The 22670-nt window shown below is 74.2% G+C and carries 19 protein-coding genes; 6 read left to right on the top strand and 13 right to left on the bottom strand.

Going from position 1 to position 22670, the window contains the following annotated elements; all coding sequences use genetic code 11:
* The first annotated feature begins 8 nt into the window (after positions 1-8).
* Positions 9-2543 carry a DEAD/DEAH box helicase gene (locus tag ACQP04_RS17995; RefSeq protein WP_433508186.1) on the top strand — a complete coding sequence of 845 codons (2535 nt, stop codon included), beginning with the start codon at positions 9-11 and terminating at the stop codon, positions 2541-2543.
* Positions 2544-2565: 22 nt separating this feature from the next.
* On the opposite strand, the gene ACQP04_RS17990 is transcribed toward ACQP04_RS17995, so the two are convergent.
* The 3 genes from ACQP04_RS17990 to ACQP04_RS17980 all read right to left on the bottom strand — a co-directional run bounded on the left by ACQP04_RS17990 (position 2566) and on the right by ACQP04_RS17980 (position 5404).
* Entirely contained in the window at positions 2566-3387 is an 822-nt protein-coding gene (locus ACQP04_RS17990; protein ID WP_433508185.1) for a DUF1206 domain-containing protein, read from the bottom strand.
* A 12-nt stretch (positions 3388-3399) separates the two neighbouring features.
* Positions 3400-4596: an acyl-CoA dehydrogenase family protein gene (locus ACQP04_RS17985; RefSeq protein ID WP_433508184.1), complete on the bottom strand. Its 1197-nt coding sequence runs from the start codon at positions 4594-4596 to the stop codon at positions 3400-3402.
* Between the two features lie 73 nt (positions 4597-4669).
* Positions 4670-5404 carry a DUF742 domain-containing protein gene (locus tag ACQP04_RS17980; RefSeq protein WP_433508183.1) on the bottom strand — a complete coding sequence of 245 codons (735 nt, stop codon included), beginning with the start codon at positions 5402-5404 and terminating at the stop codon, positions 4670-4672.
* A gap of 274 nt (positions 5405-5678) precedes the next feature.
* On the opposite strand from ACQP04_RS17980, the gene ACQP04_RS17975 reads away from it, so the two are divergent.
* The 4 genes from ACQP04_RS17975 to ACQP04_RS17960 all read left to right on the top strand — a co-directional run bounded on the left by ACQP04_RS17975 (position 5679) and on the right by ACQP04_RS17960 (position 9335).
* Positions 5679-6326, top strand: a complete 648-nt coding sequence (locus ACQP04_RS17975) for a Pr6Pr family membrane protein (RefSeq protein WP_433508182.1) — start codon at positions 5679-5681, stop codon at positions 6324-6326.
* A gap of 82 nt (positions 6327-6408) precedes the next feature.
* On the top strand, positions 6409-7959 hold the full coding sequence (locus ACQP04_RS17970; protein ID WP_433508181.1) for an alkaline phosphatase D family protein: 1551 nt from the start codon (positions 6409-6411) through the stop codon (positions 7957-7959).
* A gap of 81 nt (positions 7960-8040) precedes the next feature.
* Complete coding sequence (locus ACQP04_RS17965; RefSeq protein ID WP_433508180.1) at positions 8041-8649, top strand: sulfite oxidase-like oxidoreductase; 609 nt, start codon at positions 8041-8043, stop codon at positions 8647-8649.
* The gene (locus ACQP04_RS17960) at positions 8649-9335 is read left to right on the top strand and encodes a ferredoxin reductase (protein ID WP_433508179.1); all 687 of its coding nucleotides are present in this window, start codon (positions 8649-8651) and stop codon (positions 9333-9335) included. Before ACQP04_RS17965 ends, ACQP04_RS17960 begins: the two co-directional genes overlap by 1 nt.
* Before the next feature lie 68 nt (positions 9336-9403).
* Here the strand turns inward: ACQP04_RS17960 and ACQP04_RS17955 are convergent, their stop codons facing one another.
* Positions 9404-10204, bottom strand: coding sequence for a DUF1932 domain-containing protein (locus ACQP04_RS17955; RefSeq protein WP_433508178.1), 801 nt, complete (start codon positions 10202-10204; stop codon positions 9404-9406).
* An 8-nt stretch (positions 10205-10212) separates the two neighbouring features.
* Positions 10213-11007 (bottom strand): metal-dependent hydrolase, encoded by a 795-nt coding sequence (locus ACQP04_RS17950; protein WP_433508177.1) that lies wholly within the window; start codon positions 11005-11007, stop codon positions 10213-10215.
* Positions 11008-11074: 67 nt separating this feature from the next.
* Between ACQP04_RS17950 and ACQP04_RS17945 the strand changes: the two genes are divergently transcribed.
* A complete protein-coding gene (locus ACQP04_RS17945; RefSeq protein ID WP_433508176.1) occupies positions 11075-11788 on the top strand; it encodes an HpcH/HpaI aldolase family protein in 714 nt (237 codons plus the stop codon).
* A gap of 100 nt (positions 11789-11888) precedes the next feature.
* Here the strand turns inward: ACQP04_RS17945 and ACQP04_RS17940 are convergent, their stop codons facing one another.
* The 8 genes from ACQP04_RS17940 to ACQP04_RS17905 form a co-directional block, all read right to left on the bottom strand.
* Positions 11889-14072, bottom strand: a complete 2184-nt coding sequence (locus ACQP04_RS17940) for an FUSC family protein (protein ID WP_433508175.1) — start codon at positions 14070-14072, stop codon at positions 11889-11891.
* Between the two features lie 32 nt (positions 14073-14104).
* Positions 14105-14527, bottom strand: a complete 423-nt coding sequence (locus tag ACQP04_RS17935) for an ester cyclase (RefSeq protein ID WP_433508174.1) — start codon at positions 14525-14527, stop codon at positions 14105-14107.
* Positions 14528-14586: 59 nt separating this feature from the next.
* Positions 14587-15588 carry a YihY/virulence factor BrkB family protein gene (locus tag ACQP04_RS17930; RefSeq protein ID WP_433508173.1) on the bottom strand — a complete coding sequence of 334 codons (1002 nt, stop codon included), beginning with the start codon at positions 15586-15588 and terminating at the stop codon, positions 14587-14589.
* A gap of 267 nt (positions 15589-15855) precedes the next feature.
* Positions 15856-16839 carry a methylmalonyl Co-A mutase-associated GTPase MeaB gene (gene meaB / locus ACQP04_RS17925; RefSeq protein ID WP_433508172.1) on the bottom strand — a complete coding sequence of 328 codons (984 nt, stop codon included), beginning with the start codon at positions 16837-16839 and terminating at the stop codon, positions 15856-15858.
* The gene (gene scpA / locus ACQP04_RS17920; RefSeq protein WP_433508171.1) at positions 16839-19028 is read right to left on the bottom strand and encodes a methylmalonyl-CoA mutase; all 2190 of its coding nucleotides are present in this window, start codon (positions 19026-19028) and stop codon (positions 16839-16841) included. The genes meaB and scpA overlap by 1 nt, the downstream gene beginning before the upstream one ends.
* Positions 19029-19101: 73 nt before the next feature.
* Positions 19102-21048 carry a methylmalonyl-CoA mutase family protein gene (locus ACQP04_RS17915; protein ID WP_433508170.1) on the bottom strand — a complete coding sequence of 649 codons (1947 nt, stop codon included), beginning with the start codon at positions 21046-21048 and terminating at the stop codon, positions 19102-19104.
* Positions 21049-21189: 141 nt separating this feature from the next.
* Entirely contained in the window at positions 21190-21660 is a 471-nt protein-coding gene (locus ACQP04_RS17910; RefSeq protein ID WP_433508169.1) for a Rieske (2Fe-2S) protein, read from the bottom strand.
* An 18-nt stretch (positions 21661-21678) separates the two neighbouring features.
* Positions 21679-22665 carry a DUF6529 family protein gene (locus ACQP04_RS17905; protein WP_433508168.1) on the bottom strand — a complete coding sequence of 329 codons (987 nt, stop codon included), beginning with the start codon at positions 22663-22665 and terminating at the stop codon, positions 21679-21681.
* Between the last annotated feature and the right edge of the window lie 5 nt (positions 22666-22670).

Below are 22670 nucleotides of genomic sequence, written 5' to 3'. Positions count from 1 at the left end.
ACCCCATCATGACCGCCACCTCCGCCCCCACGCTCACCGACCGCCTGCCCACCGGCGACGACCCGGACGCCCTGGTCGAGGTGTTCGCGGACTGGGCCTTCGAGGAGCGGGGCCTCTCGCTCTACCCCGCCCAGGAGGAGGCCCTGCTGGAGATCGCGACCGGCGGCAACGTGATCCTCTCCACCCCCACCGGGTCCGGGAAGTCGCTCGTCGCGATCGCCGCGCACGCTGCCGCGCTCTCCCGCGGCGCCCGCACCTTCTACACCGCGCCGATCAAGGCGCTGGTCAGCGAGAAGTTCTTCGACCTCATCGAGGTGTTCGGCGCCGACAAGGTCGGCATGCTGACCGGCGACGCCGCCGTCAACGAGGGCGCGGAGATCATCTGCTGCACCGCCGAGATCCTGGCGAACATCGCGCTGCGCCAGGGCGCCCAGGCGGACGTCGGCTCGGTCGTGATGGACGAGTTCCACTTCTACGCCGACCCGGACCGCGGCTGGGCCTGGCAGGTGCCGCTGGTCGAGCTGCCCCAGGCGCAGTTCCTGCTGATGAGCGCCACGCTGGGCGACACGTCGTTCTTCCGGGACGACCTCACCCGCCGCACCGGCCGGGCCACCCGCGAGATCACCTCGGTCGAGCGACCGGTGCCGCTGCACTACCGGTACGTCCTCACCCCGCTGCACGAGACGATCACCGAGCTGCTCGGGACGCACGAGGCACCGGTCTACGTCGTGCACTTCACCCAGCAGTCGGCCGTCGAGCGGGCGCAGGCGCTGATGAGCGTCAACGTCACCTCGAAGGAGGAGAAGGCGGCGATCGCCGAGCTGATCGGCGACTTCCGCTTCACCGCCGGGTTCGGCAAGACGTTGTCCCGGCTCGTCCGGCACGGGATCGGCGTGCACCACGCCGGCATGCTCCCCCGCTACCGGCGGCTCGTGGAGACCCTCGCCCAGGCCGGCCTGCTCAAGGTCATCTGCGGCACGGACACCCTCGGCGTGGGGATCAACGTGCCGATCCGGACCGTGCTGTTCACCGGCCTGTCGAAGTACGACGGCCGGCGTACCCGCCCGCTCAAGGCGCGCGAGTTCCACCAGATCGCCGGGCGGGCCGGGCGGGCGGGCTACGACACCGTCGGCACGGTCCTCGCCGAGGCGCCCGAGCACGAGATCGAGAACCACAAGGCCCTGCAGAAGGCGGGCGACGACCCGAAGAAGCGCCGCCGGGTGGTGCGCAAGCAGCCGCCGGAGGGCTTCGTCGGCTGGTCGCAGACCTCCTACGAGAAGCTGCAGGCCGCCCAGCCCGAGCCGCTGACCAGCCACTTCCACGTGTCGCACGCGATGCTGCTGAACGTGATCTCCCGGCCCGGGGACGCGTTCACCGCGATGCGGCACCTGCTCGAGGACAACCACGAGCCGCGGCCCCGGCAGCGCAAGCACATCCTGCGCGCCATCGCGATCTACCGGGCGCTGCTCGCCGCGGGCGTGGTGGAGAAGCTCGCGGAGCCCGACGCGGAGGGCCGCACGATCCGGCTCGTAGGCGACCTGCAGCTGGACTTCGCACTCAACCAGCCCCTGTCGCCGTTCGCCCTGGCCGCCTTCGAGCTGCTCGACCGGGAGTCGCGGTCGTACGCGCACGACGTCGTCTCGGTCGTGGAGGCCACGCTCGACGACCCCCGCCCCGTGCTCTACGCCCAGGAGAACAAGGCCAAGGGCGAGGCCGTGGCCTCGATGAAGGCCGAGGGCATCGAGTACGAGGAGCGGATGTCGCTCCTCGAGGACGTCTCGCACCCCAAGCCGCTCGAGGAGCTCCTGGTCGGCGCGCTGGAGACCTACCGGCGCGGGGCGCCGTGGGTCGAGGACGCCCGGCTCTCGCCCAAGTCCGTGGTGCGGGACATGTCCGAGCGGGCCATGACCTTCCACGAGTACGTGGCCTTCTACCAGCTCGCCCGCTCCGAGGGCCTGGTGCTGCGGTACCTCGCGGACTGCTACCGGGCGCTGCGGCAGACCGTGCCCGAGCACGCACGGACGGACGAGCTGACCGACCTCATCGAGTGGCTCGGCGAGCTGGTCCGCCAGGTCGACTCCAGCCTGCTCGACGAGTGGGAGAAGCTCGCCGCCGGCGGCGGGGTCGAGGACGAGTCCGCTCCCCCGTCGCTCGACCAGGGCCCGGCCGGGGTCACCCGCAACGCCCGGGCCTTCCGGGTGCTGGTGCGCAACGCGCTGTTCCGCCGGGTCGAGCTCGCCTCGCTGAACCGGTGGGACCTGCTCGGCGAGCTGGACAAGGAGGCCGGTTGGACGGCGGACCGCTGGCGGGAGGCCTTCCAGCCCTTCTTCGACCTGCACGGCTTCGGCGGCATCGGGATCGGCCCGGACGCCCGCGGCCCCGAGATGATCGACATCGTCGAGGAGCCGGAGCGCTGGCTGGTCCGTCAGGTCATCGACGATCCCGCGGACGACCACGACTGGGCGATCATCGCCGAGGTCGACCTCGCCGCCTCCGACGAGGCGGGCGAGGCCGTCCTGTGGATCACCGGCTTCGGCGACTAGCGGGCTGCCCTCGCCGGAGGCGTTATGCCGCGCGGTGGCGGGCGTGGAAGAGCGTGTAGACCGCGAAGACCACGAGCCCCGCGGCCAGCACGATCAGCACGGCGGGCCCCACGGCGTGCCCGCTCAGGCCCTTGAGCGCGGCGTCGAGGCCGGTCGGCTGGGCGGGATCGTGCTGCACCGCGGCGATCACGAGCAGGCCGCCGGACAGGACGTACGCGCTGCCGAGCGCGGTCCAGCCCACCCGGCCCAGTCGCATGACCAGCAGCGACCGGCGCAGGCCCGCCCCGCGGAGATCGAGGTCGCGGCGGAACGCACCGCTGATCCCGCGGTACGCCGCGTACCCGGCCACGGTGACCACGCCCAGGCCGGCCGCCCCGAGCAGGAACCGCCCGCCCGGCAGGCCGAGCAGCAGCGACGGCAGCGGGGTCGACGACGGCTCGGCGCCGCCGTCCGCCGCCACGTCCGCCGCGGTCTTCGCCAGCAGCGCGTAGACGACCGCCTCGGCCACGTCGACGGCCGTGCGGCGCAGGCGCGGCACCCGGGGCAGCCCGCGGTGCCCGAACGCGGCCTGCACGAGCCGGTCGGCCACGAGCGCGACCAGCCCGCCGACGACGAGCCAGAGCACCACCCGCCCCGCGGCGGTGGCGGCGACGGACTGCAGGGCGCCCGCCTTGTCCGCCTGCCCACCCGCGCCGAGCGCGATCCGCACGGCGAGCACGGCGATCAGCAGGTGCACCAGGCCGTAGGCGACGAGCCCTACCCGCGCCAGGACGTCGAGCACCGGGTGGTCCACGACGCGCTGCGCGGCGCCACCCCCGGTTTCACTGACAGCACCGTCGGTCACCCGATCAGGATCTCAGCCCAGCGGGCTGCGCGGGAGCAGCCGGTCGGCGATGATCTTCTGCTGGATCTCGCTGGTGCCCTCGAAGATCGTGGTGAGGCGGGCGTCGCGCCAGTAGCGCTCGACGCGGTGCTCGGTGGTGTAGCCGTTGCCGCCGTGCAGCTGGATGCCGTCCCCGGTGACCTCGGCGGCCATCTCGGTGGCCAGCAGCTTCACCATCGCCGTCTCCCGCTCGCACGGTTCGCCCTGGTCCAGCCGCTGCGCGACGTGCTGGTAGAACGACCGCGCCTGCTCGACCTTCGCGGCCATCGTGGCCAGCTTGAACCGGATGGCCTGGAAGTCGCCGATCGGGTGCTCGAACTGCTCGCGCTCCTGCAGGTAGACGATGCAGTCCTCGACGGCGCCCCGGGCGAGCCCCACCGCACGGGCCGCGGTGTGCACGCGGGCGATGTTGAGCCACTGCTGGGCCTCCGCGAAGCCCTGCTCGCCGAGCAGGTTCGCGGCCGGGACCCGCAGCCCGTCGAACTCCAGGTCCCACGTCACGAAGCCGTGATAGCCGATCTTGTCGATCGGGGTGCCGGAGAGGCCCTCGGGGAAGGTGTCCCGCTCCTTCTCGAGGACGAGGGTCGCCAGTCCCGCGGACCGCTTCTCCCCCGGCTCCGGGTCCGCCGTCCGCACGAGGATCTGCAGGAAGTCCGCGGCCTTCGCGTTGCCGATCCACCGCTTGCGACCGGTGATCACGAAGTCGTCGCCGTCCCGCTCCGCCCGGGTGGCGACGGCGGCGAGGTCCGACCCGGCATCGGGCTCGGAGAGGGCGATGGCCCCGATCCAGGTGCCGGCGGCGCTGCGGCGCAGCAGCTCCGCCCGGCGCGTCTCGTCCGCCACGCCGGTGCCGGCGCCCTGGGCGCGGGCGATGATGCTGCCCACGCTCATCCAGCCGCGGGCCAGCTCCTCGGCGATCATGCAGTACTCGAAGGCCCCCAGCCCCAGCCCGCCGTGCTCGCGCGGCACCGTGATGCCGAAGTAGCCGAGCTCGGCCATCTCGTCGAGCAGCGACCGCGGGATCTCGCCCTTGACCTTGTCGAGCTCGTCGGCGACCGGCAGGACGCGCTCGGCGGCGAAGGCGCGCGCCTGCTCCTGCAGCTTCTCCCGCTCGGGCGTGTGGAACGGCGCGGGGACGACCGGGACGGGCGGGGCCAGGAAGTCGCTCATGGACGAGTTGTGCCACATCGCGGCCCCGCGCGCCCGCCGGACCGGCCGAACGGGCAGGGTCGCCGGTCGGCGCTCACAGTCGTCGGAGGCCGCTCAGCACCCGCTCCATCAGGGCCAGGTCGGGGCCCTCGGCCGTGACGGTGCGGTGCACCTCGAGCCCGCCCGTCACCGCGAGGTCGCCGACCACGACCCGGGCCACGCCGAGCGGCATCCCCGTGATCGCGCCGATCTCGGCGATGGACCGGGGCTCGCGGCACAGTTCGAGGATCGCGGTGTGCTCGGCCAGCTCCGGGCGGCGCAGGGCCGCGGGCGGCGTGGACACCAGCGTCTCGATCGCCAGCTCGTAGCGGGACCGGGTGCGGCCCTTGGTGTAGAAGTACGGCCGCACCGCCAGCGAGCGGCCGGCGTCGTCCTGCACGTACTCCTCGTCGACGTCCTCGACCACGGGCGGGGACAGCGGCGGCAGGGCCACCGGTCCGGCCACCACCGGCACCGGCTCCGGGTGCTCGTCGCGGTCGCGGCGGCGGCGGGAGGACCCGCCGAACCGGGCGCCGGTGCACCCCACGGCGGGAGCCTCGTGGAGGCCCGTGAGCTCGCCGGCCTCGGCGGGATCGGCGACGGGCGCCGGGCCGGGTGCGGCGGGCGCCTCGCCGACGACCGGCATCGCCGCCGTGTCCGCCTCGTCCGCGGTCCGCCGCTCGGGCTGGTTCTGCGCGGGCGCCTCGCCCTTCTTGCGCCGCCTCTTCCGGGGTGCGCCGCCGAAGCGGGCACCGGTGAAGCCGATGTCGAGGTCGTCGGCGGGCGTCATGCGTCTCCCTGATCACGGCGTGCGGAGCGTGGAGCGCCTCGCACCGTCCCGGCCGTGTGTTACGCAGCCGTGACACCGGCGTTCCACCGGCATGACGATCGCTCTCCGTGCTCCATCTCCGGCGAACGGGTGATGACCGTGCTGCCCAGGGTCACCGTCGAGGTCGGACGAATCCGCCGAAAGGGGACAAGCGCGACCGTCACCTGTCGGCGTGGTCGTCGTCGGCCGTCCTCGCCGCCCGTCGGACCGGCGGATCCGCGGCTAGAGTCCTCCGGTGCCCCGCTACCTCCCGCTCGCCCGGCCGTGGTTCGGGCTCGTGGGGGCGCTCGCCCTGCTCGGGGTCGTGCTGCAGGTGGTGGCGACGGCGGTCCACTCCAGCCCGTACTCGATCTTCGCCAGCACCGGTTCGCGCGTGGCCAACGTGTTCGCGTTCTTCACGATCCTCAGCAACCTGGTCGTCGGGATCGCGTACGTGCTCCTGACGATCGACCCCGAGCGGGACTCCCGCGCGATGCGGATCCTGCTGCTCGACGCCGTGGTGGCCATCGCCGTCACCGGCATCGTCTACAACCTGGTGCTGGCCCAGACCGCGAACCCGCAGGGCCTGCACGAGGTCGCCAACGTCCTGTGCCACATGATCACGCCGCTGTTCGCCGTCCTCGGGTGGCTGCTGTTCGGCCCGCGTGGGCTGGTGGACCGGGACGTCGTGCTGCTCTCCGCGGTCTACCCGCTCGCGTGGCTGGCGTTCACGCTCGTCCGCGGGGCGGTGATCGACTGGTACCCGTACCCGTTCGTCGACGTCGTCGCGCACGGCTACGCGCGGGTCGCGATCAACTGCCTGGTGGTGGCCGTCCTGTTCGTCGGGCTCGGGTTCGGCGCGCTCGCGCTGGACCGCAGGCTGCCGGGCCTCGCGGCCGGCTGAGCCCGGCTGTTCACCGGGAGGTGGCGTGCGGATCACCCGGGACGAGGGGCCGCGGTCAACCCCACTGCGTCGCATGGGGGACATGGCGCTCCCGCCGTTCGGCCGCCGCCTGTTCCTGCTCGGAGCCGCCCTCACCACCACCGCCGCCACCGGGGTCCTCACCGCCGCGGGCCCACGCATCCCGTCGAGGTCCGCCCGCGACCCGTTCACCCTCGGCGTCGCCTCCGGTGATCCCTCGTCCGACGGCATGGTCCTGTGGACCCGGCTGGCGCCGGATCCCCTCGCGGCCGACGGCCTGGGGGGCATGCCCGCGCGGGTGGTGCCGGTCGAGTGGGAGGTGGCCCGGGACGAGCGCTTCACCGTGATCGAGCAGCGCGGGACGGTCGACGCCGTGCCCGAGGCCGCGCATTCCGTGCACGTCGAGACGACCGGCCTGGCGCCGGGCCGCGAGTACTTCTACCGGTTCCGGGCCGACGGGGCGGTGTCCCCGGCGGGCCGGACCCGCACCGCTCCCCCGGCCGGCGCCGTCGGTGCGGCGCTGACGACCTGCGTCGCGTCCTGCTCGAACTACCCCATCGGCTACTTCACGGCCTACCGGCGGCTCGCCGAGGACGAGCCCGACCTCGTCCTGCACCTCGGCGACTACCAGTACGAGTACCCGACTCCGCAGAGGTCCGTGCGGTCCGTCGCCGGCGCCGAGACCACCGAGCTGGCCGGGTACCGGCAGCGGTACGCGCAGTACCGCAGCGACCCGGACCTGCAGGCCGCGCACGCCGTCGCCCCGTGGGTGGTCGTGTGGGACGACCACGAGACCGACGACGACTGGGCCGGCGACGTGCCCGAGGACGACCAGACCCGGGAGGCCTTCCTCGCCCGCCGGGCCGCCGCCTTCCGCGCCTACTACGAGAACATGCCGCTGCGGCGCGCGTCGGTGCCGCGGGGGTACGACATGCAGCTGTACCGCCGGGTCGAGTGGGGCGGCCTGGCCACCTTCCACATGCTCGACACCCGGCAGTACCGCGACGACCAGGCCTGCGGCGACGGGCAGCGCGTCGGCTGCGCGCAGCGGCTGGACCCGGCCCGGTCGCTGCCCGGGGCCGCGCAGGAGCGCTGGCTCGCCGACGGTTTCCGCCGGTCCCGGGCCCGCTGGGACGTGCTCGGCCAGCAGGTGTTCTTCGCGCAGCGCGACACCGACCCGGGCGCGCCCGAGAAGTTCTCGATGGACGGCTGGGACGGCTACGCCGCCTCCCGCCACCGGGTCACCCGCAGCTGGGTCGACGCCGGGGTGCGCAACGCCGTGGTCCTCACCGGCGACGTGCACATCCACTGGGCCAACGAGATCAAGACGGACTACGCCGACCCGGCGTCGCCGACCGTCGGCACCGAGCTCGTCTCCAGCTCCATCACCTCCGGTGGTGACGGCGACGCCGCCACCGACCACCCCGACCTGCACACCAACCCGCACCTGAGGTTCCGCAGCAACCGCCGCGGGTACCTCCGGGCGCGCTACGAGCCCGGGCAGGTCACCGCGGACTTCCGGGTGCTCGACGCCGTGACGACGCCGGACCTGCCGATCCGCACCGCCGGGTCGTTCGTGATCCCGGACCGCGAACCGGGGCTCAACCGCGCCTGACGACCTCACACCGCTCCGGGCGCGGGAATGTCGCCCCGGTCCGCCATGCTGTGTCCCGGTAGGACCGGCGAAGGGACGGGAATGGCGATCACCCGAGGATTCACCGGGCGCGGCCGGGCGACGCGCGACCCGCGGCTGCCCCCGGGCCAGTACGACGCGAAGGACGACTGGCCCGTGCTCAACGCGGAGGCCACCCCGCGGATCGGCACGGACCGCTGGACCTTCACGATCGAGGGCCTCGTCGACCGCCCGCGCAGCTGGACCTGGGACGAGATCCACGCCCTGCCCGGCTCGCGGTACTCCGGGGACATCCACTGCGTCACCACGTGGTCGAAGCTGGGCATGACGTTCGACGGCGTCTCGGTCGACACCCTGCTCGACGCCGTGGGCGTGCAGCCCGAGGCGAAGTTCGTCATGGCCACGGCGCACACCGGCTACACCACGAACCTCCCGCTGGCCGACGTGACCGGCGGCAGGGCCTGGGTCGTGTGGCAGGCGGACGGACGGCCGCTGACCGTCGAGCACGGCGGTCCGGCCCGGCTGCTCGTGCCGCACCTGTACTTCTGGAAGAGCGCGAAGTGGGCCTCCGGCCTGCGGGTCATGGCCGAGGACGAGCAGGGCTTCTGGGAGCGCAACGGCTACCACGACCGGGGCGACCCCTGGCTCGAGCAGCGCTACCAGGGGGACTGATGGCGGTCTGGCAGACGGCGACGGTCCTCGACGTCCGGCGGGAGACGCCCACGGCGAAGACCTTCCGGCTCAAGCTCCCGGCGGAGTCCGGGCACATCGCCGGTCAGTACTACGTGGTCAGGTTGACCGCGGAGGACGGCTACACCGCGCAGCGGGACTACTCCGTGGCGTCGGTCCCGGGCACGGACGAGATCGACCTGACCGTCGAGCTCCTGCCCGGCGGCGAGGTGTCGGAGTTCCTGCACGAGGTCGTCGAGCCCGGGGACCAGCTCGAGGTCCGCGGGCCGATCGGCGGCTGGTTCGCCTGGCCCGGGGACGCGCCGGCGCTCGGCGTGGCCGGCGGGTCCGGGGTGGTGCCGCTCATGGCGATGCTGCGCTCCGCCCGGATCGCGGGGTCGAAGCTCTTCCGGCTGATCGTCTCGGCACGCACGCCGGCGGCCCTCTACTACGGCGACGAGCTGCCCGGGCCGGAGACCACGATCGTCTACACCCGCGAGGTGCCGCCCGGGTACGCGCGGCCGCCGGGCCGGATCACGGCGGCGGACCTCGAGCCGCTCCTGCTGCCGGCGCAGACGGTCTTCGTCTGCGGCACACCGCCCTTCTGCGACACCGCCACCGACCTGCTCACGGGGCTCGACGTCGGCACGGACCGGATCCGGGTGGAGCGGTTCGGCCCGTCGAGCTGAGCCCCCGGCGCACGAGTCGGGAATTCCTGACCCGCGAGTCGGGAGTTCCTGACCCGCGAGTCGGGAGATCAGGCGCGCCGGTACATCTCGGCCGCGGCGCGGGAGAAGCCGTCGGGCACCCCGGCCGCGGCCAGGGCGTCGGCCGCCTCCTCCATCTCCGCGACCCACCGCCAGCCCTTCTCCTTCGCGCGCGCCGCCACCGCGCCCAGCTCGGCCGGGTAGTCCACACCGGTCCGGGCCAGTTCCTCACGGAGCGGGCCGTCGACCCCGAGAGTGCGGGCCGCCTCGTCGAGAGCCAGCCAGATCGCCGGCAGCGCCTTGCTCTGCAGCGCGAAGCAGGCCTTGAGCGCGCTCGCGGTGCCCGGCTCGGGGCCGAGGGTGCGCGCTGTGAAGGGGGTCCCGGCGAACAGGGCCTCGACGGTCGCGGCGTGCGGCCCCGAGAGCCACAGGACGGTGGTGCCCGCCTCCCAGGCCGGCGGGCCGATCACCGCCCCGTCGACCACGGCGTCGTCCGGGAGGAGCTCGCCGATGGCCGCGACCGTGGCGGGCGAGACGGCGTTCGCGTCGACGTAGAGCGGGGTGCGGTCCTGCCCCGCGACGGCCTCGGCGACCTGCCCGGCGACGTCGAGGGCGGCCCCGGGCGGACAGATCGAGATCACGACGTGGGCGCGCCGGGCCAGCTCCCCGACGTCCGGCACGGCGACCAGGTCGGCCAGCTCGGCGCGCTTGGAGGTGGCCTGGGACCGCCCCGCGTCGGCCCAGATCACGGCGCCGGCCCGGGCCTTCAGGGCAGAGCCGAGGGCGGCGCCCATCGCCCCGGGGTGCAGGATCCCGATCACGGGCCGGCCGGGCAGGCTCCAGTCGCTCACGTCGACCATCATCCGCCCGCGACGAGCCGGGCGCGCAGGTCCAGTAGGACGTCGAGGGCCCCGGGCACGACATAGACCGCCAGCGCGAGGGTGCCGAGGGTGAGCAGGGGCGCCACCAGCAGCGCCTCCACGCGGCCGCCGGCGCGGAACCGCAGCGGCCGCGGGCTGCCGATCGGGTACCAGTGCCGGCCGCGGATCGGGAAGGGCCACAGCAGCGGGGCCCCGGACTCGGTCACGGCGTCGCCCAGCGAGTGCACGAGCATCCCGAGCCCGACGGCGAGGCCGAGCCAACCGGCCGTCCCCGCGGTGCCGCCGGGGAGGTACTCCTCGGCCACCCAGGTCAGACCGGCGGCGATCACCAGCGACGGCGGGCCGGGGACCAGGCCGTCGAGCCCCTTGATCGCCAGCGCCAGGCAGACGAACAGCACCCCGGCGGTGACCGGCGTGCCCCAGCGCGCGCTCGCGACGCCCACGCCCGCGGCGAGCAGCAGCGCGCCGGCCAGCGTGTGGGTCAGGCCGCGGTGCGTGCCGCGCCCGGAGTCGCGGGGGCCGCGGGTCAGGCGGAAGACCAGGGCCGACAGCGGCCGGACGGCGTGCGCGGCGAGCCAGGAGGCCCACGAGAACCGGCGGCTCGCCGTCGACGACGGGTGGTCGAGGTCGGGCAGCAGCGCCGCCCCGGCCGTCACGCCGGCGAAGGTCAGGATCGTGCCTGCCGTCGGGGCCGTGCCCACCGCCTGCGGGGCGAGCCCCGCGACCGCGAGCCCGAGGGCCGCTCCGGACGTGGCGTGACTGACCCCGAGCACCGCGTGACCCTACGGTGGCCGCACCCCGGTTCCCGCGAGGCGCGCCGAGGGGGCAGGGTCTTCGGTCATGACCCTCTCCTTCGACGGCGCCGTCGCCGGCTGGTGTCAGCTGCCCTCCCCCACCGCGGCCGAGATCGTCGGCTCCTCCGGCGTGGACGTCGTCTGCCTCGACGCCCAGCACGGCCTCCTCGGCGACGACTCGCTGCTCGCCACGCTCCAGGCGCTACGCGGCGTCCCCACCCTGGTCCGCGTGCCGCACAACGCCCCGGACCCGATCGCCAGGGCGCTCGACCGCGGGGCGGACGGGGTGATCGTCCCGCTGGTCGACTCCGCCGCCGAGGCCGCGACGGCCGCCGCCGCGTGCGCGTACCCGCCGGCCGGGGTGCGCAGCTTCGGGCCGACGCGGGTGGGCTGGACCGGCGCGGACGTCCTCGCCCGGGGCCGCTGCGTGATCATGGTCGAGACGATGGCCGCGGTCGCGGACCTCCCGGCGATCCTGCAGGTCGAGGGCGTGGACGCGATCTTCGTCGGGCCGTCGGACCTCTCGCTGAGCTCGGGCCGGGCCGCGATCCCGCCGCTCGACGACGACGGGTACCGCGACCTCCTCCGGTCCGTCACCGGCCAGTGCCGGGAGGCGGGGATGCCGGTCGGGGTCTACTGCGGCGCCCCGGACTGGGCCCCGACCTACCGCGAACTGGGCTTCACCTGGCTCACCCTGCCCTCGGAGGCCGGCCTGCTGCAGAACGCCGTCGGGTCCGCCCTCGCCGCGCTTCGACGCTGAGGACCACGGCGACGCTCCTGTCGGGCACCGTGATCGTCGACCGTGGACCCGGAGGGTCGACAACCCACCGCCCGCGTCCACGACCGATGATCACCCCGCCCTACCCCGGCGCCCCGTCCGCGATCCCGGCCAGCCTGACGCGGACGTCGACCGCCGGCTCGGGCGCACCGGTCCGAGCGGCGAGGACCCGGGAGAGGTCGTCCCGCAGTCCGTCGAGCCAGACCCGCAGGTCGGCGAGGTGGTAGAGGTCCACGCCGAGGTCCGTGGGCCAGTCGAGGTCCGGCGGCGGGAGGGTCGGCGCGGTGAGGGCCGTGCGGTCGCGGCGCGCGAGCCCGAGGGCGACGTGCTCGAAGCGGGCGGCGACGTCGGCGGCGGCCAGGTCCAGCGGGCCGACGCAGGTGAGGAGCCGGCCGGTCGGGCACTCGCGGACCAGCGCCTCGGCGCCGCGGACGGCGTGGTGCCCGGCCACGAGGGTCGCCTGCCAGTCGACGACGCCCGGGCGGGGGTGCCGTTCGCTCTGGTACAGCGCGAAGGAGGCCTCGGCGAGGCGGCCGGTGCGGCGGGCACGGGGCAGGGCGTCGGCGGGCCGGGCGCCCTCGGCGACCACCCGCACCGTCTCGCGGACCACGCCCGCGGCGTCGGCGAGGAACTCCGCCGCGGCGCGGTGCAGCTCCCCGCTCCCGCCACGGGGCCAGGCGATCAGGCCGATGACCACGCCGATCGCGGCGCCGACGGCGACGTCGAGCAGCCGGGCCTCGGCGAGGTGCCAGTCCGCGGGGCTGACCTGGGCGAACACCAGCGAGATGACCAGCGTGAACAGCGCCTGCGCCCAGCCGGGCCCGAGCAGCGGCCCGGCCGCGAAGCCGACGAGCATCACGAAGGGCAGCAGGATCGCGTAGGTCGTCGGCGGCACGCCCAGCACGAGCAGCCCGGCGGCGATGAGCGCGCCGATCGTGGTGCCGATCAGGGCGGGCCGCAGCAGCGCGCGGGTCTCGGCCGCCGTCGTGCGCAGCACGGTGAGGATGGTGAGCAGCACCCAGAACCCGTGGGACAGGTCGAACAGCCCGGCCAGCAGCCGGGCGACGGCGAGGGCCACGGCGAGCCGGAGGGCACCCTGGAAGTAGACCGAGCGTGGCGTGAGGTGCTCGCGCAGCCGGTGCCAGAGCAGCGCCCACTCCGGCTCTCGGGCGAACCAGAAGACCCCGGGCCTGGCCGAGGGTGGCGTCGTGTCGGGCGGGATCGGTGCGCCCCCGGCCACCCGCAACGCCGTGACCAGGGTCTTCGTCCACTCCCCCAGCTGCAGGACCATCGAGCCGAGCCGCAGGCGTTCCGGCGGGATGCCGTCCGGCGGGACGGCCGCACGGGCCGCCCGGAACTCGCGCAGGGCCGCGCCGATGCGGTCGGTGTCCGGGAGCTCGCCCTCGCCGCGCAGCCACGCGGCGGCGGCCGCGGCACAGCCGGACACCACGCGGAGCAGGGCCGCGGCGGCGGGCAGGTCCGAGGCGTCCCGGTCGTCGGCCAGGGCGAGGTCGGCGGTCCGCCCGAGCAGCAGGCGCGCCGTCCCGGCCGCCGTGGCCAGGGCGTGGTCCCGACGACCGGCCGACGCCGGGGCCTGGCCGGGAGGCAGCTGCGAGGGCCGGAGGGCCTCGGCGGCGTCGACCGCCTCGGGCAGGAGGGCCTCGAGCCGGTCCCGGCCGCGGCCGGTCCAGGCGTCGGCCACGGCGTCGAGACACCCGGCGAGCGCGCCGACGGCCGCGGCCAGCCGGTCGGTGTAGGGCGGCGGGCTGCGGTCGGGCCAGAGCACCAGCTCGGCGGCCGTCAGCAGCACCACGGCGAGCGCGAACCCCGCGACGCGCCAGCCCAGCGAGCCGGGGTCGAACGGCGGGAAGCACGGGAGGATGTAGAGCAGCTGCGTCCCGGCGGCGAGTCCCACCAGCCGTGGGCCGCCCACGCCCACGTAGCTCACCGCGAAGCCGAGGACGAACATCCCGGCCGTCGCCGCGACGAGGTCGAAGGACAGCAGCGTGCCGAGGGTGATCAGCACGGCCCCGACGGGCAGCATCGCCAGGAGCGTCCGCGCGCGGCGGGGTGGCGGGCCGGGGATCTGCGAGAGCGCCCCGAGCGCGACGGCCCCGAACAGCGCGTACGCGGCCATGTCCGGCTCGCCGAGGACGTACCGGCAGACGTAGAACCCCAGGCACGCGACGACCGTGACGCGCGCCGCCCGCCGGACGGCGACCAGCCCGGGGTCGTGGCGGCGCAGCCACGCCCCCGGTGAGGTCATGTGCGGCATCCTGCCCCGCACACCCGCGGGTGTCAGCCCTGCAGGTGCCCGAGCTGGCGGAGGATCGCCATGTTGTCCCAGGTGATCCACCACTCGGCGATCTTGCCCTCGGCCATCCGGAACACGGCCCCGAAGCTGATCTTGGCGTACTTCCCGGTGGCCGGGAACGGGCCGAGGTCGCCGTCCTGGGTGCCCTCGTAGGTCGCCCAGAGCCCGACCATGTCCCCGTCGACGACGATGTGCTCGAAGGTCTGCTTGTTGTCCGGGAAGACCGCGGCGTCGAACCGCAGGAAGTCCTTGAGCTGGTCCAGGTTCGTGACGACGACGGCGGGCGTCGCCTCGCAGTGCCGCACGACGTCGGGCGCGATGAACGCGTCCAGGTCGTCGAGCCGGCGCTCGTTCATCGCGGCCTCGAAGCGCCGCATCAGGTCCTTGGTCTCGCCCGGGGTCAGCACTCGCGGACACCTCCGTGGTCGTCGTCGACCGCGGGCGTTCGGAGCGGATCTCGCAATCGTTACGAATGGGGCGGTTGTGGCACGACGTTCCGCCGGTCCTTGAGCCGCTTGGGCCAGTAGTGCTGGACGGCGGCGTTGAAGTGCGCGCCCAGCACGATCGCGAGCCCGATGAAGAACGCGGCGAGCAGGAACGCGATCGGGGCGGCGAGGGCGCCGTAGGTGTAGCCGGTGGTGGTGAGCCAGCTGATGTAGACCCGCAGCGCGGTGACCCCGGCCAGGAACACCACGGCGGCGAGCAGCGCGCCCGGCAGCCCGCGGTGCCAGGGCGGTTTCGCCGGCAGGGCGAGCTTGTAGAGCGTGGTCAGCGCCAGGACCAGCCCGAACGCGAGCACCGGGTAGTACAGCCAGCCGATCAGCGTGACGGCCGGGTCCTGCCAGGAGGCGGGCAGCAGCTTCGGCAGCCGGTCGGGTCCGAGGGCCAGCAGCGGCAGGGAGATGATCCCGCCGACCAGCGCCACGAGGTACATGAGCAGCGCCAGCATCCGTTGCCACACGGGATTGCGGACACCGTACTGGTCGTGCGCCCGCGTGATCGCGTCGACGAACGACGACATGGCCGACGACCCGGACCACAGCGAGATCACGAAGCCCAGCGACACCAGCTCGCTGCGGCCGGTGGTGAGCAGTGTCGAGACGGTCGGGGCGATGATCTCGTCGACGACGTTGCGGCTGAACACCGTGGAGACGCCGCGGATGATCTGCTGCTCGGCGAGGTCGATGGTGTCGGGGCCGAACCAGCCGCCGATGTAGCCGAGGCTGCCCAGCAGGCCCAGGAGCAGCGGCGGCAGGGACAGCGTCTGCCAGAACGCGGCGGCCGCCGACTCGCTGAAGATGTTGTCGTCCCACGCCCGGACGAGCGTGCGCTTCATCAGGACCCAGGCGCCGTGCCGGCCGTAGGGCCGGGGGTCGCCGCCGGCCGTGAGCCGGACGGTCGGGGCGTCGGGCGGGGCGGGCAGCGAGCCGGGCGGCCCGGACACCGGCGTGTCGGGTGGGCCGGACACGGGTGTGTCGGGTGGGCCGGACACGGGCGTGTCGGGTGGGCCGGACACGGGCGTGTCGGGCTGGGCGGGCCTCGGTGTGTCGGTCGGACCGGACGCTCCCGGAGCCGGGCCGGGCCCCCGGCCCTCGTCCGGGCGGGGGGGCTCGCCGGGGTGCGCCTGTGCGCGCTCCCGGGACCGGCCCGCCACGTCCGTCACGTTCCCAGCATGCGCCGACCTGCGCCGTCTGTCTCGTCCGGGTCCCGGCGCGTCCGGGGCGACTCCCGTGGCTCAGCCGAGGAGGTCGAGGATCTCCTGGGCGGCCAGCGTGGGCGTCAGCTCCCCGGTACGGACCTCGTCGGTGAGCGCGGGCAGACGCTTCTTCACCCCCGGGTCGCTGGTGAGCCGGTCCATCAGCTGGTCGCGGACCATCGCCCACATCCACTCGACCTGCTGGTCGGCCCGGCGCGTCGCGAGCTCGCCGGCCTTCTCCAGGGCCGCGCGGTGCTCGAGGACCGTGCCCCAGACCTTGTCGAGGCCCTTCCCGGTCTGCGCGCTGCACGAGAGCACCTTCGGCCGCCAGTGCTCGCTCGCCGGCGCCATCATGTGCAGCGCACCGGCGAGGTCCCGGGCCGCGGCCTTCGCCTCGCGCTCGTGCGGGCCGTCGGCCTTGTTCACCGCGACGACGTCGGCCAGCTCCAGGATCCCCTTCTTGATCCCCTGCAGCTGGTCGCCGGTGCGGGCGATGGTGAGGAACAGGAAGGTGTCGACCATCCCGGCCACGGTGACCTCGGACTGGCCGACGCCGACCGTCTCGACCAGCACGACGTCGTAGCCCGCGGCCTCCATCAGCACCATCGTCTCGCGCGTGCGCCGGGCGACCCCGCCGAGCGTGCCGGCGCTCGGCGAGGGCCGGATGAAGGCGTTGTCGTCGACGGCGAGGGCGGCCATCCGGGTCTTGTCGCCCAGGATCGACCCCTTCGTCCGGGTGGACGACGGGTCGACGGCCAGGACCGCCACCTTGTGCCCGTCCCCCGTCAGCCGGGTGCCGAGCGCCTCGATGAAGGTCGACTTGCCGACCCCCGGCACGCCGGAGATCCCGACCCGCGTCGCGCCGCCGGCGTGCGGCTGCAGCTCCAGGAGCAGCTGCTGGGCCGCCTGCCGGTGGTCGGCGCGCTTGGACTCGACGAGGGTGATCGCGCGGGCCAGGACCGTGCGGTTGCCGTCGAGCACGCCCTTGGCGAGTGCCGGGACGTCCGGCGGCTTCGGGGGCATCAGTCCGTCGACTCCGCGTGGTCCCCGTGACCCAGCGCGGCCGACAGCTTGCCGAGCAGCTCGACGGCCGACTCCGCGATCACGGTGCCGGGCGGGAACACCGCCGCGGCGCCCATGTCGATCAGCTGCGGCACGTCGGCCGGCGGGATCACGCCACCCACGACGATCATGATGTCCTCGCGGCCCAGCTTCGCCAGCTCCTCCTTCAGCTCGGGCACCAGCGTGAGGTGCCCGGCCGCGAGCGAGCTCGCCCCGACGACGTGGACGTCGGCCTCGACGGCCTGCCGCGCCACCTCGGCCGGGGTCTGGAACAGCGGGCCGACGTCGACGTCGAAGCCCAGGTCGGCGAACGCCGTCGCGATCACCTTCTGGCCGCGGTCGTGCCCGTCCTGACCCATCTTGGCGACGAGGATGCGGGGCTGGCGGCCCTCCTCCTCGGCGAACCCGCCGACGAGCTCGCGGGCACGGGTGATCGCCGGGCTGGCCCCGGCCTCCTCGGAGTACACGCCGGAGATGATCCTGATCTGCCCGGAGTGCCGCCCGAACACCTTCTCCAGCGCGTCGGAGATCTCGCCGACCGTGGCCTTCGCGCGGGCGGCGTCGACGGCGAGGGCCAGCAGGTTCTGGTCGAAGCCGCGCTCCGAGCCGTCCGCGATCGCCGCGGCCGAGTCGGTCAGGGCCTTCAGCGCCGCGTCCACGGCACGGGAGTCCCGCTCGGCGCGCAGCCGCTCGAGCTTCTCGATCTGCTCGCGGCGCACCTGCGCGTTGTCGACCTTGAGGACCTCGACGACCTCGTCGGAGTCGACCACGTACTTGTTCACGCCGATCACCGGCTGCCGGCCGGAGTCGATGCGGGCCTGGGTGCGGGCCGCGGCCTCCTCGACGCGCAGCTTCGGGATGCCGGCGTCGATCGCCCGGGCCATGCCGCCGGCCTTCTCGACCTCGGCGATGTGCCCCCACGCCCGGCGGGCCAGGTCGTAGGTGAGCTTCTCGACGTAGTACGAGCCGCCCCACGGGTCGATGACCTTGGTGGTGCCGGACTCCTGTTGCAGCAGCAGCTGGGTGTTGCGGGCGATCCGCGCCGAGAAGTCGGTGGGCAGCGCGAGCGCCTCGTCGAGCGAGTTCGTGTGCAGCGACTGGGTGTGGCCCTGGGTCGCCGCCATCGCCTCGATGCAGGTGCGGACCACGTTGTTGTAGACGTCCTGCGCGGCCAGCGACCAGCCCGACGTCTGCGAGTGGGTGCGCAGCGACAGCGACTTCGGGTTCTTGGGCGAGAACTGGTTCACGAGCTTCGACCAGAGCAGGCGCGCGGCCCGCATCTTGGCGACCTCCATGAAGAAGTTCATGCCGATCGCCCAGAAGAAGCTCAGCCGCGGGGCGAACTTGTCCACGTCCAGGCCGGCGTCGATCCCGGCGCGCAGGTACTCCACGCCGTCGGCCAGGGTGTAGGCGAGCTCGAGGTCGTTCGTCGCCCCGGCCTCCTGGATGTGGTACCCGGAGATCGAGATCGAGTTGAACTTCGGCATCTTCTGGGACGTGTAGCTGAAGATGTCCGAGATGATCCGCATGCTCGGCTGCGGCGGGTAGATGTAGGTGTTGCGGACCATGAACTCCTTGAGGATGTCGTTCTGGATGGTCCCCGCGAGCTGCTCCGGCTTCACCCCCTGCTCCTCCGCCGCGACGATGTAGAGGGCGAGCACCGGGAGCACCGCGCCGTTCATCGTCATGGACACGGACATCTTGTCCAGCGGGATGCCGTCGAACAGCTGCCGCATGTCGTAGATCGAGTCGATCGCGACGCCCGCCATGCCGACGTCGCCGCCCACGCGCGGGTGGTCGGAGTCGTAGCCGCGGTGCGTGGCCAGGTCGAACGCGATCGACAGGCCCTTCTGGCCGGCCGCGAGGTTGCGGCGGTAGAAGGCGTTGGACTCGGTGGCCGTGGAGAAGCCCGCGTACTGGCGGATCGTCCAGGGCTGGCTCGCGTACATGGTCGGGTACGGCCCGCGCAGGTACGGCGTGATGCCCGGGTAGGTGCGCAGGAAGTCCAGGCCCTCGGTGTCGGCCGCGCCGTAGAACGGCTTGACCGAGATGCCCTCGGGGGCCTCCCAGGCCTCCGGACCGCCGGCCCAGTCGGCCGTGGGCGCCGCACCGGACGCGAGGTCCACCTTCGTGAAGTCGGGGATGGTCACGCCGCCTCCTCGCTGGCGCTCGTCAGCGACGCGACGAGGGTCGCTGCATTCAATGGTGGGCTCGCAAGCTCGCTCAACGTGACCCCTCCAGAGCGGCGTAGACGTCGTCGATGACGGCCAGGGCGTCGCACCCGGCGAACAGGTACCCGTCGACGCCGTCGTAGGAACCCTTGCCCGCGAGCAGGATGCGCGCGGCACCGGCCTCGCGCAGCGCGGCGGCCGTGGCCTCGGCGCGCTCGCCGTACAGGGCGTCGGTGGAGCAGAGGACGGCGACCGGGGAGCCGGACTTGCGGAAGGCCTCGGCGACCTCATCCGGCGTCTCGGTCGGGCCGGCCTCCGGCCCGGCGATCCCGCCGGCCTGCAGGAGGTTGCGGGCGAACCCGGCGCGGGCGGTGTACGCCGCGAGCGGGCCGAGCGTGGCCAGGAACGCGGCCGGGCGGGCACCCGTCTCGGCCAGGATCGCGTCCGACCGGTCGCGGTACGCCTCGTAGGCCTCCGCCGGCCGGTACAGCGGCAGGCCGCCGCGGGCCACGGGCTCCGGCAGCGGGGTGCGCTCGACCGGCTTCTCGTCGAGGTCCGGGAACTCGCTGACGCCGGTGAGCGGGGTCCGGCGGGTCGCGACGCCCTTCTCCCGCTTCGCCCGGACCTCGCCGACCTTCTCGGCGACCAGGCCGGAGTCCAGCGCTGCGACGGCGCCGCCCGCGGCCTCGAGCTCCTGGAAGAAGGCCCAGCCGGCGCGGGCCAGGTCGTCCGTGAGGTGCTCGACGTACCAGGACCCGCCGCCCGGGTCGATCACCCGGGACAGGTGCGACTCCTCGATCAGCAGCGCCTGGGTGTTGCGCGCGACGCGCCGGGAGAAGGGCTCGGCCTCGCCGATCGCGATGTCGAACGGCGGCACGGTCACGGCGTCGGCGCCACCGACGCCGGCCGCGAACCCGGCGACCGTGCCGCGCAGCATGTTCACCCACGGGTCCCGCCTGCTGAAGAGCGTCGGCGAGACGACGGCGTGCTGGGCCTGGCCCGCGGCCGCCGGGTCGTCGGACAGGGCGCCGGAGGCCTCCAGGACCCGGCCCCAGAGCCGGCGGGCGGCGCGGAGCTTGGCGATGGTCGGGAACTGCTCGGCGGTGGCCGAGTAGCGGAACTCGAGCACGCGGGCGGCGTCGGACACCGGGAGCCCGGCGCCGGTGAGCGCGCGCAGGTAGGCCACGCCGGCGGCGAGCGAGAAGCCGAGCTCCTGCGCCTCGGACCCGCCGGCCTCCTGGACCGCGGTGGCGTCGACGACCACGGCCCGCACCTGCGGGTACTCCCCCGCGACGCGGGTGGCGAGGGGGACCACCGAGTCGACGTCCGGTCCCGAGCCGGCGCGGGCCCGCAGGCCGATCGGGTCGAGCCCGAGGGTGCCGAGCAGGGCGTCCTTCGCGACGCCGCGCTCCTCGGCCAGGGTCAGGAAGGCCTCGGCGGCCTCCGCGGCCGACTCACCCGCGTCGAGCACGACCGGGGCGAGGTCGAGCACGACGCCGTCGAGCGCCGCGCCCAGCTCGGCCACCGGGATCCCGCCGGCGCCCACGGCGAGCCACACCGACGAGACGCCGTTCTCGAGGTCGGCCAGCAGGGCGTCCTGCACCGCTGCCGCGGAGGGCGCGGCGTGGTGCTGGCGGACGTCCCACCCGTCCGGCACGTGCCCGCCGGTGCGGGAGCCGCGCACGAAGGGCAGGGCCCCCGGGACCCCGGTCGCGGGCAGGTCCGCGACGTCCTCGGCCGTGTAGAGCGGCTGCACGCGGATGCCGTCGGCGGTGTCCCAGGCGAGCTTCTCGACGCCCGCGCCGAGCGGCGCGTCCTCGCCGATGCGCCCAGACTTCCGGACCACGCCGTCGACCGCCGCCGCCCACTGGTCGCGGGTGGCGTCGGAGAACTCGGCCGCGAGCACCAGGTGCTCGGGCGGCTCCGGGGCGTTCTCGCTGAGCTCCTGCTCGTCCACCTGGTCGGTCGGGGCGTCCTGCGGTGCCCTGCCTGATGTCATCCGCGCAAACTCCTCACCCACCCCGGCGAGCGCACACGCCGTGGTGCGTCGTCGCTTCGCGGGGTCGTGCGGAGTCTAGTGACCGCCCACAGTCACGGTCAGCCGTGACCGGCCGTGATCTCCGACTCTGATCGCCCCAGCTCAGGCCAGGGTGACGGCGTCGCCCGAGACGGTGACCGCCTTCTCGGGGAGCGGCTTCTTCGCAGGTCCCTCGGTCGGCGCGCCGTCGGTCACGGAGAAGTAGCTGCCGTGGCACGGGCACACGATCTGGCCGTCCGCGACGGATGTCACCTCGCAGCCCTGGTGCGTGCACGTCGTCGAGAAGGCCTTGAAGAGCCCGGCGGTCGGCTGGGTCACGACGACCTGCTGCGCGGCCAGGATCACACCGCCGCCGACCGGCACCTCGGCGGTCTTCACGAGCGGGGCGGCCGCGGCGCCGCCGGGCTGCGGCGCGGCCGTGCCGCCCGCCTGCGGGGCGGCATCGGGCTCCGGTACCGCCGAGTAGGTGGCGCAGCCGGCGAGCGCGGCGCAGCCGGCGGCGCAGGTGCCGGCGAGGACGGCCCTGCGGTTCAGCAGGGCGGCGGTGGTGAGGAGCGCGGGACGGGAGCTCATGGTGGGGTCTCCGGGGGGTCAGACGGTCAGGCCCTTGGTGGTGAAGAACCACACCGAGGACGTGAGGAAGAGGCCGGTCAGCACGACGAAAACCAGGCCGCCGAGGACGGGCAGGGCCCAGCGCGGCGCGTCGTGGCGGGGCAGGACGAGCATCTTGGCGGCGAACGCGCCGTAGAAGAAGCAGCCCAGCAGCGAGTGCAGGAGCACGCGGAGGTTCGCGTCGGAGTAGCCGAGCGCGTAGAGGCAGTGCACCGCGACCGGGATGGTCAGCAGCACGGCCAGCCGCCCGGACCAGCGGTGGGCCGTCGCGGTCCCGCGGCCGGCGGGGCGGCGCTTCCCGATCCGCCCGTACATCCGCATCGAGGTCCACAGCTGCACCAGGACCAGCACGAACGCTGCCGCGGTCAACCAGCTCTTGGCGGCGAGGCCGCTGGAGAATCCGGCCAGGTTGATCGCGGTGCCGGTGCCCTCGTGGACGCGGGCGTACACGCCGAGCCCGACGGAGATCGCGACGCCGACGACGGTCGGGACCAGGAGGGCGGCCGGCCGGGTGCCGGGGTGGCCCGGGGCCTCGACGACGTCGGGGGCGTCCGGCCGCTCCTCGGCGTCGGCGCCGTAGGGGTGCGGGCCGGGGTCGAACCCGCCGAACCGGTCGAACTCCTCGAGCTCGTCGTCGTAGTCGGGGCGGTCCCAGGAGCGGTGCCCCCAGGTGGGGTCGGCCCAGCCGCCGTCGACGCCGTCGTCGTGCCCGGTCCGGGCGGGCACGGCGGCGAAGATCGAGGTGGTGGCCTCCTGCAGCCCCGGATCGAGAGCGGCGTCGGGCTCCGCCGGGACGATCGGCAGGTTCGGGTCGGTCGGCGGGTCGAACCGGCCCGGGTCGTAGTCCGGCCGGTAGCCGCCGGTGTCGGCGGCTTCGGGACGGTCGGTGCCGGGACGATCGGTGCCGGCCTCGGTGGCGGGGTCGTAGCCGAGGTCGGTGGCACCGGTGCGCGGGGAGCGGCTCACGGGGT

It is taken from the genome of Pseudonocardia halophobica, assembly GCF_050948485.1.
Lineage (GTDB): Bacteria > Actinomycetota > Actinomycetes > Mycobacteriales > Pseudonocardiaceae > Pseudonocardia > Pseudonocardia halophobica.
Note: the sequence above shows the minus strand (reverse complement) of the source record. Positions and strands in the feature narration are given on the sequence as shown.